Below are 15,418 nucleotides of genomic sequence, written 5' to 3'. Positions count from 1 at the left end.
CCTGAGAGGGTGACCGCGTGCACGTACCTCATGACGCCGACTACGAGCAGACCCTCGCCGACCGCGAAGCGGGCCGCGCGGAGGCCGCGACGCATCCGAAGGAGCCCGTCGCGCACGTCGAGGACGTCGACGTCGACGGCGTCCCGGCCCGCCTCTACCTGCCCGAGGGCGCGGATCTCGCCGAGTCCGTGATCGTCCACCTGCACGGTGGCGGTTTCGTCTTCAACGACGTCGAGGTGCACGACGCGCCGAGCCGGCGGCTCGCCAACCGCACCGGCCGCGCGGTGCTCAGCGTCGACTACCGGCTCGCGCCCGAGCACCCGTACCCGGCGGCCGTCGAGGACACGGACCGGGCCCTGCGCTGGGCGGCCGAGCGCAGCCGCCGGGTGATCGGCCACGGCGACAGCGCCGGCGGCAACCTCGCGATGGTGGGCGCGCTGCGCAACCCGGGCCTGGTGACCGCGCTGGTGCTGATCTACCCGTTCCTCGACCCGACCAGCTCCTTCGCCAGCTACCAGGCCACCGACTGGACCTGGGACCGCGACGAGGCGCAGTGGTACTGGCAGCAGTACGTCGACCGCAGCGCCCACCCGGCCGCCCTGACCCATCCGCACGTGGCGCCGCTCGGCTCGCCCGACCTCGGGACGCTGCCGCCGACCCTCATCGTCACGGCGGCCCACGACATCGCCCGGGACGAGGGCGAGCACCTCCTGACCCGGCTGCGCGCGGAGGGCGTACGGGCTGTCGGCTCGCGCATCCTCGACGTCCCGCACGCGTTCTGGCGCCAGCCCGAGCACGCCGACGCCTCCGACCTGGTGATGCGCCAGACCGGAGCGTTCCTCGACGGGGTCGCGGAGCTCAGCAGGCGCCGGTGACGGCAGTCGCCGTGGGGGCGGGCCCGGCGATCCGGCCCTTGTCCTTCTGCGCCAGTGTGAAGTAGCGCAGCCAGTCGGTGTTGAGCCGGGCGTGGTTCATCTCCACGCCCGCGCCGGCCCCATCGAGCCGCAGCTGCGGCACCAGCGGGACCCGCGGGATGGCGGCACTGTTCTTGAGGACCGCGGTCACCCTCGCATCGATGAACCACACGATCCGCGTCGGGGTGACCTCGACGGCCAGCGTGTGCCAGTTCTCCTCGTTGCGGGCCTTGCTGCGGGTCGTGGTCCAGGCGGTGTTGCCGTGCCGTACGCCGATCGTGGTGGTGCTGCTGTACCCGGTCCACGACCCGACGTCCACGCTCAAGCCACCGCAGTGCTGGTCGCCCGGCCGCGCGGGCACCAGGCTGAAGCCCATCCGATAGTCGGCGCTGCCGCTCTGGAAGATCGGTCCACGCACCTTCGCCTCCCAGCGGCCGTACGCGTGCCCGGCACCGGTCAGCGTGGCGCGCACGCTCCCGGTGTCGCGCTGCCGCGGCTTGGCCACGCCCGAGTCGAGCACGAGCAGAGCGGTGTCGATCGAGGCCCGGCCGCTGCCGTCGGAGTAGATCTGCCACGGGTCGGTCGACTCACCCTTCTCCCAGCCCCAGTCCTCGGTGATCCGACCCCACTTGAAGGTGTTCGCCGCGTTCACCGGGCCAGGCTGCGGACCCGTGCTGTGCGGGGCGCCGGTCGGAGCCGGTCCCGGCCCCTGGGCCTGCGGGAGCGGACCCGCGCCGACGCTCAGGTCGACCGGGAACGTCGGCATCCAGCCCGAGCCGTGCCAGGTCTCGGCGCGTACCCGATAGGTGAAGATCCCCGCCGTCGACGTGTCGAGGGCGAAGGTGGCACTGCCGCGGGCGTCCTCGCGATGACTGGCTACGGTCTGCCACCGCGTCGGGCTGATCCGACGTTGCAGGGTGAGCGGCCGGCCCGGGCGTACGGGCGTGCCGACCGCCGTGAGCTCGACCGGCGCGCCGACCGCGACGGCGTCGGCCGAGAGGGCCGCGCTCACGTTGGGGCGAAGCGTCACGATGGTCCGGGCGGCGGTGATGATCGCCGGGTAGGTCCGGTGATGCTTGCGCACCTGCGGAGCCCGTACTCGGTACGGATCGCTGGGCATCCCGTTCTTCGGGATCGTGACCCGGAAGCGGCCGTGCTTGTCGGTATGCGTGCGGACGAGGTCGCCGAAGCTCCCGAACATGCCTCGCTGCACGAAGATCGTTCGCCGGAACGTGGTCGGCAGCTTCCCGCGGATCACCAGCGGCTCGCCGGGCGCGGCCCGGGAGGGCGTGATCGTGATCCGGGCCCGGTGGGCGGCGTCAGCACCCGGGATCAGCATCACCGTCCCGGCGACCAGCGCCAGCACAGGGATCCAGGCCGAGATCCGGCGGACGATGCGCACGATGGCGGGGGAGAAGAGCATGGAGGCTCCAAGGCGACGAGGACGGGAGCGGGGTCAGGTATCCATGCGGCCGGACGGCCATGCGTCTGAGAGAATCCGGCCATGCGCGTTCACCTCGGCTGCGACCACGCCGGACTCGACCTCAAGGCCCACCTCACCGACCGGCTCACCGAGCTCGGGTACGACGTCGTGGACCACGGTCCGTTCGTCTACGACGCGCTGGACGACTACCCGGTCTTCTGCATCCGCGCGGCCGAGGCGGTCGCCCGTGAGCGTGCCGAGGGCCTCGACAGCCTCGGCGTCGTCATCGGCGGCTCGGGCAACGGTGAGCAGATGGCCGCCAACAAGGTCAAGGGCATCCGCTCCGCGCTGGTCTGGTCGGACGAGACCGCCAAGCTGGCCCGCGACCACAACGACTCGCAGGTCATCGCCGTCGGCGGTCGGATGCACTCGCTCGAGGACATGACCCGCTTCGTCGAGATCTTTCTCGCCGAGGGGTTCAGCAACGACGAGCGGCACGTGCGCCGGATCGAGCAGATGGCCACGTACGAGAGCCTCGGCCGGCGGCCCGCGCTGCCGGAGTCGGCCGTGGGCCTCGGCCCGGCCGACGACCAGGACTGAGCCCGGGGCGCTCCTGAATGCCTGAGGGACACACCCTCCACCGGCTCGCCGCCGACCTGGGTGCTGCGTTCGGCGGCCGACAGGTGCGTGTCGGCAGCCCGCAGGGCCGCTTCGCCGAGTCGGCCGCGCAGGTCGACGGTCAGGTGCTCGAACGCGCCGAGGCGTGGGGCAAGCACCTCTTCGTCGCCTTCCCGGACGACCGATACGTCCACATCCATCTCGGCCTCTACGGCAAGTTCCTCATCGCGCGCCGCGAGTCCGGGCAGCCGGCGCCCGCGCCGGTCGGGCAGGTCCGTCTGCGGATCGTCGGCCCCGAGGCGTACGCCGATCTGCGCGGCGCCACCACCTGCCACCTGATCACCGCCGCCGAGCGCGATGCGGTGATCGCCCGGCTCGGCCCCGACCCGCTGCGCACCGACAGCGACCCCGCCCGCGCGTGGGATCGGATCAGCCGCAGCAAGGTCGCGATCGGCGCGCTGCTGATGGATCAGGCGGTGTTGGCCGGCGTCGGCAACGTCTACCGCGCCGAGCTGCTCTTCCGGCACCGGATCGACCCGATGCGCCCCGGGAACACCCTGCGCCGTGCCCAGTGGAACGCCATGTGGACCGACCTCGTCGAGCTCATGCACCAGGGCGTCATCGACAACCGGATCGACACCGTGCGCCCCGAGCACACCCCCGAGGCGATGGGGCGCCCGCCGCGCCAGGACGACCACGGCGGCGAGGTGTACGTCTACCGTCGTACGGGGCAGGCGTGCCATGTCTGTGGCAAGGTCGTACGCACAGCGGAGCTTCAGGGACGCAATCTCTTCTGGTGCCCCGGGTGCCAGCCTCGGTACAGACCGCGCACAGCCTCTTTACAGTCAGGCCTAGAGTGATCCCACGAACCCCGACTCGGAGACGAGGCTCGATGAGTGCTTTGGCCGCGATGGCGCCTGCCGGCATGCGGCGGACGCTGGCTGAGCTGCGCGCTCAGCAGCGGCGCTCCGGTGCGGAGGGCGTGGCGCTGCTGTGGCTCACGCTGCTCGGCATCGTGCTCGCCGTCCTGATCGTGCTCCAGCCCACCCGGGTCCCGCTCAACTCGCTGTTGGTGCCGCTGATCGTCGGCAGCCTGGTCCTCGGACCGCGCGTGCTTCCGTGGTTCGTCGTGCTCCTGATGACCATGCTGGTCGTGGCGGTGCTGCTCAGACATGGCGAGATCACCCCGCTCACCCAGGCCTCGATCGCGATCGAGTTCCTGCTCGGTCTGCTGGTGCTGCTCGTCTCGTTCCGCCGATCGCGGCTGGGTGTGGCGGGCTTCATGGGCGAGTCGATGTTCGTCGACCTGCGCGACCGGATCCTCAACCAGGGCGGCATCCCGAGGCTGCCGGAGGGCTGGCACGCCGAGTCCTCGCTCGCGTCGGCCGGCGGCACGCTCTTCGCGGGCGACTTCGTGGTCGCCAGCAATCCGACCCCGGACCGGCTCGACGTGGTGGTGGTCGACGTCTCCGGCAAGGGCGAGCAGGCCGGCACCCGCGCCCTGCTGCTCTCCGGCGCCTTCGGCGGCATGCTCAGCGCGCTGCCGCCGGACGGCTTCCTGCCGGCCGCGAACGCCTACCTGTTGCGCCAGGGCTGGGAGGAGGGCTTCGCCACCGCCGTCCACCTCACGGTCCGCTTCGACACCGGCGCGTTCGAGGTCCGTACGGCCGGCCACCCGCCGGCCGTGCAGCGCACCGCGGGCGACGGGCGCTGGAAGGTCCTCGCCAGCGAGGGCCCGCTGCTCGGGCTGATCGAGGGCGCCGACTTCACCGCCGCGACCGGGACCCTGCGCCCCGGCGACGCGGTCCTGCTCTACACCGACGGGATGGTGGAGGAGCCGCGCCGCGACATCGACCTCGGGATCGACCGCCTGCTGGGGGAGGCCGAGCAGCTGTTGCGCGGTGACTTCCACGGTGCCGCGCGGCGGCTCGTCGATGCGCTGGGATCCAAGGACGACGACCGCGCCATGGTCGTGGTCACCCGCTCGGTGGCCTGACGCCGGAGCGGCCCGCGACGCCGGACCGGTTGGGTCGCACCGTGTCCTGTGTGGCACCATGTGCGGGTTGCTCGCAGCCGGTTCCCCGGCTGTGGAACAGCGCGCGGATGTAGCTCAATGGTAGAGCCTCAGTCTTCCAAACTGATTACGCGGGTTCGATTCCCGTCATCCGCTCGAAGCCGGCTCACTGGGGGTCGATTCGCGGGGCGTAGCGTAGTGGCTAGCGCGCCTGCTTTGGGAGCAGGAGACCGCAGGTTCGAGTCCTGTCGCCCCGACTGCTTCACCACCCGATCAACCAAGAGGAGAAAGCCTGTGAAGAGCGCCGTCGAGACCTTGAGCCCGACCCGGGCCAAGCTGACCGTCGAGGTGCCCTTCGAGGAGCTCAAGCCGAGCCTCGACAAGGCATACAAGCAGATCGCCCAGCAGGTGAACGTGCCCGGCTTCCGCCGCGGCAAGGTTCCGCCGTCGGTGATCGACCGCCAGGTCGGCCGCGCCGCGGTCCTCGACCAGGCCCTCAACGACGTGCTTCCGCAGAAGTACAGCGAGGCGCTGCAGGAGAACAACCTGACCCCGCTGGCGCAGCCGGAGCTCGAGGTCACCAAGTTCGACGACAACGGCCCGCTGGAGTTCGTGGCCGAGGTCGACGTCAAGCCCGAGATCGTGGTCCCGGACTACGACGGCATCGCCGCCGAGGTCGCGGACATCGAGGTCAGCGACGAGGACGACGAGGAGCAGGTCCAGGCGCTGCGTGAGCGCTTCGGCACCCTCAAGGACGTCGAGCGCGCCGCTGCCGAGAACGACTTCGTCGTGATCGACCTCAAGGCGACCCAGGACGGCGAGGCCGTCGAGGGCGCCGAGGTCAGCGGCATGAGCTACCAGGTCGGCCGCGGCGGCATGCTCGACGGTCTCGACGAGGCCGTCGCCGGCCTGTCGGCCGGCGAGGAGAAGGCCTTCACCAGCCAGCTCGTCGGTGGCGACCTGATCGGCCAGCAGGTCGACGTCGTCGTCAAGGTCACGCAGGTCCAGGAGCAGGAGCTGCCCGAGGTCGACGACGACTTCGCCCAGCTCGCCAGCGAGTTCGACACCGTCGCTGAGCTCAAGGCCGACGTCAAGGAGCGGCTCGGCCGGGGCAAGCGCCTCGAGCAGGCCGCTGAGGCCCGTGACGCCGTCCTCGAGGCTCTCCTCGAGAAGGTCGAGATCCCGCTTCCCGAGGGTCTGGTGACCGACGAGCTCAACACCCGCCGCGAGCAGTTCGAGCAGCAGCTCGTCTTCGCTGGTCTCACCCTCGAGAAGTACCTCGAGGACGAGGGCCAGACCCAGGACGAGTTCGAGGCCGACCTCGAGCGTCGCGTCCGCGACTCGATCGCCGCGCAGATGCTCCTCGACGAGATCGCCGCCAAGAACGAGTACGGCGTGGACCAGAACGAGCTGACCCAGCACGTCATCCGCCGCGCGCAGCAGCAGGGCCAGGACCCGCAGCAGGCCTTCGCCCACCTGCAGGAGCACCCGCACCACATCAGCGAGTACGCCGCCGAGATCGTCCGCGGCAAGGCCCTCGCCGAGATCGTCGAGGCCGCCAAGGTCACCGACAAGTCGGGCAACGAGGTCGTCCTCAAGGGCCTCCTCCCCGACGGCACCTTCGCCCCCGAGGGCGACGAGGCCGCCGAGGCTGCGGACGAGACCGTCGACGAGAGCTGAGGAGCGAGGCCGAGAGCCGAGCTTGCGAGTGTTCTTGTCCCGAGCCACGAGGTCGGGCGTGCGTAGCACGCCGACCCGGGCCGCGCGCTGAAGCACGGACGCGCCCCGTACCCGAACTCCGGGTGCGGGGCGCGTCACGTTTCCCGGCGTACCCGCGGGTAATGCGCGCTTGGCGCGCTGCTCGCTCGCCCGGCCTCGCTCGTGTCGCGTAGGTTGTCCCGGTGAGCCGCCCCGCCCCGCGCCGTACCCGCCTCGGGGGACTCTTCCGCCGCACCTGGCGGGCGACCAGCCTGGCGCGCCGCCCGATCAGCCGCGCGATCGTGCCGGTCGCCGCCCCCATCGCCCGTCCGCTGGCCGCCCTCGCGGCGCCGATGATGCGCACGCCGCTGGCGATCGCGGGCGCCTCCCTCGGTCGCGCGGTGGCCGAGCTGGACCGGCCGGTCTTCGCCTTCCGCCACGGTGACGAGGACGTGCCGCCCGGCGAGCTCGCCGATCTCCTCGCCCGTACGACCACGCTCACCGGTCGCCTGCTCGTCCTGGTGCCGCCCCCGGGCGAGGACGAGTACCTCTGGGCGGAGGGCCGCGACACCACCGGCGCGACGTACGCCGAGCGACTGCAGACGCTGCTGGGCTGGACGCCGATCCACACCCGCCTCGACGTCGGCTCGCCGAGCCGCGCGGGGATCGAGCTCGCCTCCCAGCTCCAGCGTCTCACCGGCTCCTGGCCCGTCCCGGTGGAGCGGATCGTGCTGCTGGCGGCGGGCAACGGGGGACTGGCCGTGCGCGCCGCCGCCGCGATGCGCCTGCCGGACGCGGCCCCGTGGACCGCGAAGGTCACCGAGGTGATCGGGCTCGGCGTGCCGCGCTACGCCTGCGAGCCGAGCCTCCTGGCCACCGGCGTCGGGCGCCGGATCGACGAGCAGCTGGCCGGGATCGTCCAGGCCGACGCCGCCTTCCTGGCGCTGGAGCCCGCCGTGAGCGCCGACCACCTGCTGGTCACCGAGCGGATGGCCGGGCCGAACCCCTTCGGCAGCGCGTTCGGCCGGCTGTTCTGGGGCCGGCACCGCCGCGGCGGCCGGCGTCCGCGTGAGGTCGTCGACCTGTTCCCCACCGCGGAGGCGTTCGAGCTGCCCGTGGGGGAGCCGCTGACCAACCGCGGTGCCGTCCACGACGCGCTGCTGCGCTGGCTCGTCTGAAATCTGCTCTCGGCGAACAGGGCACGCCATCCCGTGGTTCTGTCTGCTTCGGCGGCTAGTGTCGCCATTGTGAACCTGAACTCCAGCGCACCCCAGGGGTACGACGCGCCGACCATGAACGGTGGCGCCGGGCTCAACTTCCTCGACGACAACATCTACAGCCGACTGCTCAAGGAGCGGATCGTGTTCCTCGGTTCCGAGGTACGCGACCAGAACGCGAACGCGATCTGCGCCCAGCTGCTGCTGCTCTCGGCCGAGGACCCCGAGGCCGACATCTTCCTGCACATCAACAGCCCCGGCGGCTCGGTCGATGCGGGCATGGCGATCTACGACACCATGAACTACATCCCCAACGACGTCGCCACGGTCGGCATGGGCCTGGCCGCATCGATGGGCCAGTTCCTGCTCTGCGCGGGTGCTGCGGGCAAGCGCTATGCGCTGCCGCACGCGCGCATCATGATGCACCAGCCCTCCTCCGGCATGGGCGGCTCGGCCTCGGACATCAAGATCCAGGCCCAGCAGTCGCTGCACATCAAGAAGGTGCTGCTCGACCTGATCTCCAAGCACACCGGTCAGCCCGTCGAGCAGGTCATCGCCGATGCCGATCGCGACCGCTGGTTCACCGCCGACGAGGCCCTCGAGTACGGCCTCGTCGACAAGGTGATCTCCAGTGCCAAGGAAGCCGCCGGCGAGGGCCGCCCGGCCCACAAGAAGGACTGACGCATGAACTATTACATCCCGCAGTGGGAGGAGCGGACGTCCTACGGCTTCCGCCGCATCGACCCCTACGCGAAGCTCTTCGAAGAGCGGATCATCTACCTGGGCACCCCGATCAGCGACGACGTCGCCAACGCGGTGATCGCCCAGCTGCTGTGCCTGCAGTCGATGAACCCCGACCAGGACATCAGCATCTACATCAACAGCCCGGGTGGCTCGTTCACGGCGCTGACCGCGATCTACGACACCATCCAGTTCATCAAGCCCGACGTGCAGACCGTCTGCATGGGTCAGGCCGCCTCGGCGGCCGCGATCCTGCTCGCGGCCGGCACCCACGGCAAGCGGATGGCACTGCCCAACAGCCGCATCCTGATCCACCAGCCCTACACCGAGGGCACGTTCGGCCAGACCTCCGACATCGAGATCCAGGCCAACGAGATCCTCCGGATGCGCGAGCTGCTGGAGAAGATGATCTCGGATCACAGCGGCAAGTCGATCGAGGAGGTCAGCCGCGACATCGAGCGCGACAAGATCCTCACCGCGCAGCAGGCTGTCGAGTACGGCATCGTCGACCAGGTGCTGGGCTCCCTCAAGACCCCTGCTCCCGCGCTCGCCTGAGCCGATAGAGAAGTAACGGCACGACCCTGCGCCGTACCGTTGGTGGATCCCTCACCGGCGGCACGGCGCGGGGTACGGTCGGCAGGTCAGCAACACAGCAGCACCAGCAACACAGTCTCGAACCAGCAATACACGCAAACGCGGAGGTTGATCGCCCATGGCACGCATCGGTGACGGTGGCGACCTGCTCAAGTGCTCTTTCTGTGGCAAGAGCCAGAAGCAGGTGAAGAAGCTCATCGCCGGGCCGGGCGTGTACATCTGCGACGAGTGCATCGACCTGTGCAACGAGATCATCGAGGAGGAGCTCGCCGAGGGCTCCGAGGTCAGCATCGACGAGCTGCCCAAGCCGCGCGAGATCTTCGAGTTCCTCAACTCCTACGTGATCGGCCAGGAGCAGGCCAAGAAGGCGCTCGCCGTCGCGGTCTACAACCACTACAAGCGGGTCCAGGCCGGCGTGCAGTCGGGTGCCAACGGCCCCGGCAAGCACAAGGACGAGAACGTCGAGGTCGCCAAGTCCAACATCCTGGTCGTGGGTCCGACGGGCTGCGGCAAGACCTACCTCGCCCAGACCCTCGCTCGGATGCTCAACGTCCCGTTCGCGATCGCGGACGCCACCGCCCTGACGGAGGCTGGCTACGTCGGCGAGGACGTCGAGAACATCCTGCTCAAGCTGATCCAGGCCGCTGACTACGACGTCAAGAAGGCCGAGACGGGCATCATCTACATCGACGAGATCGACAAGGTCGCCCGGAAGGCCGAGAACCCCTCGATCACCCGCGACGTCTCGGGCGAGGGCGTCCAGCAGGCGCTGCTGAAGATCATCGAGGGCACCACCGCCTCGGTGCCGCCGCAGGGCGGCCGCAAGCACCCGCACCAGGAGTTCATCCAGATCGACACCACGAACATCCTGTTCGTCGTCGGCGGCGCCTTCGCCGGCCTGGAGCACATCATCGAGCAGCGGGTCGGCAAGAAGACCCTCGGCTTCACCGCCGAGGTGCACAGCAAGGCCGAGAAGGACGCGGAGGACCTGCTCAAGCTGGTCCGCCCCGAGGACCTCACCAAGTTCGGCCTGATCCCCGAGTTCATCGGACGTCTGCCCCTGATCGCGAGCGTCACCAAGCTCGACCAGGCCGCGCTCGTGCAGATCCTCACCGAGCCGCGCAACGCCCTGATCAAGCAGTACCAGAAGCTCTTCGACATCGACGGTGTCGAGCTCGAGTTCACCGAGGACGCCATCCAGGCGATCGCCGACAAGGCGCTGGAGCGCCAGACCGGCGCCCGTGGCCTGCGCGCGATCATCGAGGAGATCCTCCTCCACGCCATGTACGAGGTGCCCTCACGCGGAGACGTGGCGAAGGTGATCGTCACCGCGGAGGTCGTCACCGGCGAGTCCGCCCCGACCCTCATCCCCGTCGACGAGGCGAAGAAGAAGAAGTCGGCCTGAGCGCTGCGTGCCGAACGTCCCGAGCCGCATAGTCCGTTTGGGTCATTTGCCTCAGGACAGTTCGCTTCTGACCGATCGGTTAGGCGAGACTAGGGTCCTGTCATCACCAGGTCCGGGCTGGGAAGGGGCGAGCGTGTCCTCGAATCACAAGGCACCGCTGACGGCGTTCGTCGTCGTTGCGATCGCCTGTGTCGTCGTGCTGGCGACCAACAGCATGCGCAGCTACGCGAAGGACGCGTGGCGCAGCTTCGCTGCGCCCGTCGTCGCGGGGCTCCAGCTGATGGAGATCCAGCAGGGTGAGACGCTCCAGCCCTCCACGCCGGCGAAGCCCGCGGCTCCCGCGACGGTCGACTCCACGCCGGTCGTTTCTTCGCCCGCGCAGGTCCTGCACCTGACCCACCCGTCGGCGATCCCGGCCGCGCACATCACGCGTGGCTTCCACGCGCACCCGGTCGTTCCGGTGCACTCGCAGCCCAAGCAGCCGGTCGCGCCCGCCACGCCTGTGAACACCGTCAAGACGGTCGCGCCTGCCACGTCCGCGAGCCACGGTGGACCGAAGCACGACCCGGTCGCGTCCACCGCGACCGTCGCGACGCCGATCAGCGGCCCCGACCATGGCTGGGGCGCCCCGCATGGACACGCCGCGCACGGCGTCGCCGGGCCGCAGTCCCATGGCGCCTCGAAGCACGGCAGCCCGACGCCGGTCGTCAACACCCGCAGCTACAGCTACAGCTACAGCGGCCCGACCAGCACCGCCGGCCCCACGATGGACAAGGGCCACGGTCCGGCTCACGGCGGCCCCAGCGCCACCGCACCCGGCAGGAGCAGCCACACGAGCACGGCTCCCGGCAACAGCGGGTTCGGCCACGGCCACGCTCCCGGCATGATCGGCCCGGCCCACGGCCACAGCGGTCACTGATCCCGACCCAGCAGACAGCAGAACGGAGGGCCACCCCTCCGGGTGGGCCGCCGTTCGTTCGTCGTGGGGCTCGAGGCGAGCAAGGAGCCGGGCGCCTTCGCGCCCCGCTCCCACTCGAACCACCTCGCGCTCACTCCGCGGGCGCGGCCTCCGGCTCCGGGGCCAGCTCCGCGGTGACCCGCAGCTCGGACGCCTCGGCGTCGACGGTGAAGACCAGGTCGCCGACGATCGTGCCGGAGCGGCGCAGGTCGCCCTGGGCGAGCTCGGCGGCGCGGACCAGCGCCTCGGGGCCGGTGACCTCGGTGCGGGCCAGCGGCGCACGCATCTTGACCTTGGCGTTCGACTTCACGCCGCGGATCCCTGACAGGGCGACGGCGGCGGCACCGAGGACGGTGTCGTCGGCCGCCGCGGCGGAGCCGAGCTCGAGCTCGGTCGGCCACGAGGCGCGGTGGATCGAGCCCTCCTGCCACCACGACCAGACCTCCTCGGTCACGTACGGCAGGAACGGGGCGAGCAGGCGCAACTGCGTGTGCAGCGTGATCGCCAGCGCGGCCTTCGCGGACAGGGTGCCCGGGTCGGACGGCTCGCCGTACGCGCGCTCCTTCACCAGCTCGACGTAGTCGTCGCAGAAGTCCCAGAAGAACTTCTCGGCCGACTCCAGCGCGGTGGTGTAGTCGTAGGCGTCGAAGGCCTCGGTCGCCTTGGTGACGACCCCGGCCAGGCGGCCCAGCAGGGCGCAGTCGACCGGCTCGGAGACCGCGAAGGTGTCGAGCGAGGTCGCCTCGAGGTTGCCCAGGACCAGCTTCGCCGCGTTGAGCACCTTCATCGCCAGTCGGCGCCCGACCTTCATCTGGGTCTCGTCGAACGGCGAGTCCATGCCCGGCCGCGACAGGGCCGCGCGCCAGCGGACGGCGTCGGCGCCGAACTTGTCGAGGATCTCGGTCGGGACGACCACGTTGCCCTTCGACTTCGACATCTTCTTGCGGTCCGGGTCCAGGATCCAGCCCGAGAGCATGGCGTGCGACCACGGGACGGCGCCGTTCTCGAAGTGGGCGCGCACCACGCGGGAGAAGAGCCAGGTCCGGATGATGTCGTGACCCTGGGTGCAGAGGTCCATCGGGAAGACCCGGTTGAACAGGTCGTCATCGGTACCCCACTTGGCCGCGATGTGCGGCGTCAGCGAGGAGGTGGCCCAGGTGTCCATCACGTCCGGGTCGCCGATGAAGCCGCCCGGCACGCCGCGCTGGTCCTCGGTGAAGCCGGCCGGTGCGACCGTCGACGGGTCGAGCGGCAGCTGCGCCTCGTCCGCGACGATCGGGTTCGCGTAATCGGGGTTGCCCTCGGCGTCGAGCGCGTACCAGACGGGGAACGGGATGCCGAAGTAGCGCTGACGGCTGACCAGCCAGTCGCCGTTGAGGCCGCCGACCCAGTTGTCGTAGCGGTGCTTCATGTGCTCGGGCAGCCAGGTGATCGAGGACCCGTCGTCGAGCAGCGCGTCGCGCAGGCCGGCGTCGCGGCCGCCGTTCTTGATGTACCACTGTCGGGTGGCGACGATCTCGAGGGGCTTGTCGCCCTTCTCGTAGAAGTTCGCCATCCGCTGGGTGGGCTTCGGGTCGCCGACCAGGTCGCCGGTCTCGCGCAGCCTGGCGACGATCGCCTCGCGCGCCGAGTGGGTGGTCTTGCCGGCGAGCTCGCCGTAGAAGTCGGCCTCGACGAGCCACTCCGGGGTCTCAGCGGTGAAGCGGCCGTCGCGGCCGATGACCGTCCGGACGGGAAGGTTGAGCTCACGCCACCACTGCACGTCGGTGAGGTCACCGAAGGTGCAGCACATCGCGATGCCGGCGCCCTTGTCGGGCTCGGCCGCGGCGTGGGCGAGGACCGGGATCTCGACGCCGAAGATCGGCGACTTCACGGTGGTGCCGAACAGCGGCTGGTAGCGCTCGTCGTCCGGGTGCGCGATCAGCGCGACCACCGACGGGATCAGCTCCGGTCGGGTGGTCTCGATGTGGATCGGGCCGGTGGCACCGTGGAACGCGACGCGGTGGTAGGCGCCCGGGTACTCGCGCGCCTCGAGCTCGGCCTGGGCGACGGCGGTCTGGAAGGTGACGTCCCACAGCGTGGGCGCCTCCTGGAGGTACGCCTCGCCGCGGCTGAGGTTGCGCAGGAACGCGCGCTGGCTGACGGCGGTCGCGTCCTTGCCGATGGTCGTGTACTGCAGCGACCAGTCGTAGGACATGCCGAGGGTGCGCCACAGCGACTCGAAGACCTTCTCGTCCTCGACGACCAGCTGAGCGCACAGCTCGATGAAGTTCGGCCGCGAGATCGGGATCTGCCGCTTCGGGTCCGGCTTCTCCGGCGGCGTGAAGTCGGCGTCGTACGGCAGCGACGGGTCGCAGCGCACGCCGAAGTAGTTCTGCACGCGACGCTCGGTCGGCAGGCCGTTGTCGTCCCAGCCGATCGGGTAGAAGACCGACTTGCCGCGCATCCGCTGGAAGCGCGCGACCAGGTCGGCGTGGGTGTAGCTGAAGACGTGGCCGACGTGCAGCGAGCCCGAGACGGTCGGCGGGGGAGTGTCGATGGAGTAGACGTTCTCGCGCGGCTGGGTGCGGTCGAACGCGTACGTGTCGTCGGCCTTCCACTGCTCCGACCACTTGGCCTCCAGCCCCTCCAGCGCCGGCTTCTCCGGTACCGATACGCCGGCGCTGCGCTGCGTCGACGCGTCGGGGCTCTGGCTGCTGGTGGGCTCACTCATGAGGAAATCCTAGGGTCGCCCGCCGACGGGCGCGAAATGGGTTGAGGATACGGCCCGTGGGCGGTGAGGATCGAGCATGCTCCCCGATGACTACACGGTCGCGATGTTCGACGATCCGCGCGCGTTCCTCGCGGCTGGGGAGGCGTACTTCCGCGAGCACCGGGTCGAGGCCGCCATGATCGCCGTCACCGCCGATCGCGCCGTCCGCGACGGCCGCCCGGAGCGCTCCCCGTACTTCTGGTTCGCCCTCGTGCGTGATCCCTCCGGAGACGCGGTGGGCGCGGCGATGCGGACCGCGGCGTTCGCGCCGTACCCGCTGTACGTCACCTCGATGCCCGACCCGGCCGCGAGGCTGCTCGGGAGCTGGGCGGTCGGGCTGGGGGAGGACCCGGGCGGCGCCAACGGCACCTTGCCCGCTGCCGGTGTCGTCGCCGAGACGATGGCCGCGGCGCTCGGTCGAGATGTCGAGATGACCATGGCGACCCGGCTGTGGGAGCTCGGGACGCTGGTCCCGCCGACCGGCGTCCAGGGCCGCGGTCGTCTCGCGACCGAGACGGACCTGGACCTGTGCCTGGCCTGGTTCAACGACTTCCGTCGCGCCGCCGACGAGCAGGCGGGCCGCCCCTCCGGCTCACACGAGGGCGAGGCGCTCACCCCCGCCGACATGCGGGCGCGGATCGATCAGCGTCGCGTCGTGCTGTGGGAGGCCGACGGCGTGGTCGTGCACCTGACGGGCCTCGACCATCCCGTTCTCGGAGTCGGGCACGTCGGCCCCGTCTACACGCCGCGCGAGCACCGCGGGTACGGCTACGCCGCCGCGGGTGTCGCGTACGCCTCGCAGCTGATCGTGGAGGCAGGGGGCCGGTCCACGCTGTACACCGATCTCGACAACCCGGTCTCCAACGGCGTCTACGCCCGGCTCGGCTACGAGCCGGCGTACGACACAGCCAACTTCGAGCTCGTCGCGCGCTGACGCCCGGCTCCCGCGCTCGCGGCCAGCGCCCGAGCTCGTCCCTCGCTCGCGCTGTCGCTCGCTTGGTCGCCTGGCCGCTGCGCGGCCGGCTCCCGCGCTCGCGGCCAGCGCCCGAGCTCGTCCCTCGCTCACGCTGTCGCTCGCTTGGTC

Annotated in this window: 13 protein-coding genes and 2 tRNA genes; 13 read left to right on the top strand and 2 right to left on the bottom strand. The window is 70.5% G+C overall.

Annotation, left to right across the window (positions count from 1 at the left end):
• The first annotated feature begins 17 nt into the window (after positions 1-17).
• Complete coding sequence (locus tag KSO98_RS14850; protein ID WP_225286441.1) at positions 18-875, top strand: alpha/beta hydrolase; 858 nt, start codon at positions 18-20, stop codon at positions 873-875.
• Here KSO98_RS14850 and KSO98_RS14845 read toward each other — a convergent pair.
• Entirely contained in the window at positions 859-2,337 is a 1,479-nt protein-coding gene (locus KSO98_RS14845; protein WP_225286439.1) for a LamG domain-containing protein, read from the bottom strand. The two genes, KSO98_RS14850 and KSO98_RS14845, sit on opposite strands and share 17 nt — an antisense overlap.
• Before the next feature lie 81 nt (positions 2,338-2,418).
• On the opposite strand from KSO98_RS14845, the gene KSO98_RS14840 reads away from it, so the two are divergent.
• The 11 genes from KSO98_RS14840 (at position 2,419) to KSO98_RS14790 (ending at position 11,543) form a co-directional block, all read left to right on the top strand.
• Positions 2,419-2,937: a ribose-5-phosphate isomerase gene (locus KSO98_RS14840; protein ID WP_225286438.1), complete on the top strand. Its 519-nt coding sequence runs from the start codon at positions 2,419-2,421 to the stop codon at positions 2,935-2,937.
• Between the two features lie 17 nt (positions 2,938-2,954).
• Positions 2,955-3,815 (top strand): Fpg/Nei family DNA glycosylase, encoded by an 861-nt coding sequence (locus KSO98_RS14835; protein ID WP_225286436.1) that lies wholly within the window; start codon positions 2,955-2,957, stop codon positions 3,813-3,815.
• A 32-nt stretch (positions 3,816-3,847) separates the two neighbouring features.
• Entirely contained in the window at positions 3,848-4,951 is a 1,104-nt protein-coding gene (locus KSO98_RS14830; RefSeq protein WP_225286435.1) for a PP2C family protein-serine/threonine phosphatase, read from the top strand.
• Between the two features lie 103 nt (positions 4,952-5,054).
• Positions 5,055-5,125, top strand: a tRNA-Gly gene (locus tag KSO98_RS14825).
• A 28-nt stretch (positions 5,126-5,153) separates the two neighbouring features.
• Positions 5,154-5,226, top strand: a tRNA-Pro gene (locus tag KSO98_RS14820).
• A 37-nt stretch (positions 5,227-5,263) separates the two neighbouring features.
• Complete coding sequence (tig, locus tag KSO98_RS14815) at positions 5,264-6,649, top strand: trigger factor (RefSeq protein ID WP_225286434.1); 1,386 nt, start codon at positions 5,264-5,266, stop codon at positions 6,647-6,649.
• A gap of 221 nt (positions 6,650-6,870) precedes the next feature.
• Positions 6,871-7,845: a hypothetical protein gene (locus tag KSO98_RS14810; RefSeq protein WP_225286433.1), complete on the top strand. Its 975-nt coding sequence runs from the start codon at positions 6,871-6,873 to the stop codon at positions 7,843-7,845.
• A 69-nt stretch (positions 7,846-7,914) separates the two neighbouring features.
• Positions 7,915-8,565, top strand: a complete 651-nt coding sequence (locus KSO98_RS14805) for an ATP-dependent Clp protease proteolytic subunit (protein ID WP_372457785.1) — start codon at positions 7,915-7,917, stop codon at positions 8,563-8,565.
• Positions 8,566-8,568: 3 nt separating this feature from the next.
• On the top strand, positions 8,569-9,180 hold the full coding sequence (locus KSO98_RS14800; protein WP_225286432.1) for an ATP-dependent Clp protease proteolytic subunit: 612 nt from the start codon (positions 8,569-8,571) through the stop codon (positions 9,178-9,180).
• Between the two features lie 157 nt (positions 9,181-9,337).
• Positions 9,338-10,624, top strand: a complete 1,287-nt coding sequence (clpX, locus tag KSO98_RS14795) for an ATP-dependent Clp protease ATP-binding subunit ClpX (protein WP_225286431.1) — start codon at positions 9,338-9,340, stop codon at positions 10,622-10,624.
• Positions 10,625-10,757: 133 nt separating this feature from the next.
• Positions 10,758-11,543, top strand: a complete 786-nt coding sequence (locus KSO98_RS14790; RefSeq protein WP_225286430.1) for a hypothetical protein — start codon at positions 10,758-10,760, stop codon at positions 11,541-11,543.
• A gap of 130 nt (positions 11,544-11,673) precedes the next feature.
• Here KSO98_RS14790 and valS read toward each other — a convergent pair whose 3' ends face one another.
• Entirely contained in the window at positions 11,674-14,295 is a 2,622-nt protein-coding gene (gene valS, locus KSO98_RS14785) for a valine--tRNA ligase (protein ID WP_225286429.1), read from the bottom strand.
• 76 nt (positions 14,296-14,371) lie between these two features.
• Here valS and KSO98_RS14780 point away from each other — a divergent pair, with 76 nt between their 5' ends.
• A complete protein-coding gene (locus KSO98_RS14780) occupies positions 14,372-15,268 on the top strand; it encodes a GNAT family N-acetyltransferase (protein ID WP_225286428.1) in 897 nt (298 codons plus the stop codon).
• Positions 15,269-15,418: the final 150 nt, after the last annotated feature.

Origin of the sequence: Nocardioides nematodiphilus, from assembly GCF_020216525.1 — a bacterium.
Lineage (GTDB): Bacteria > Actinomycetota > Actinomycetes > Propionibacteriales > Nocardioidaceae > Nocardioides > Nocardioides nematodiphilus.
This window is presented reverse-complemented; position numbering and strand designations above follow the sequence as displayed.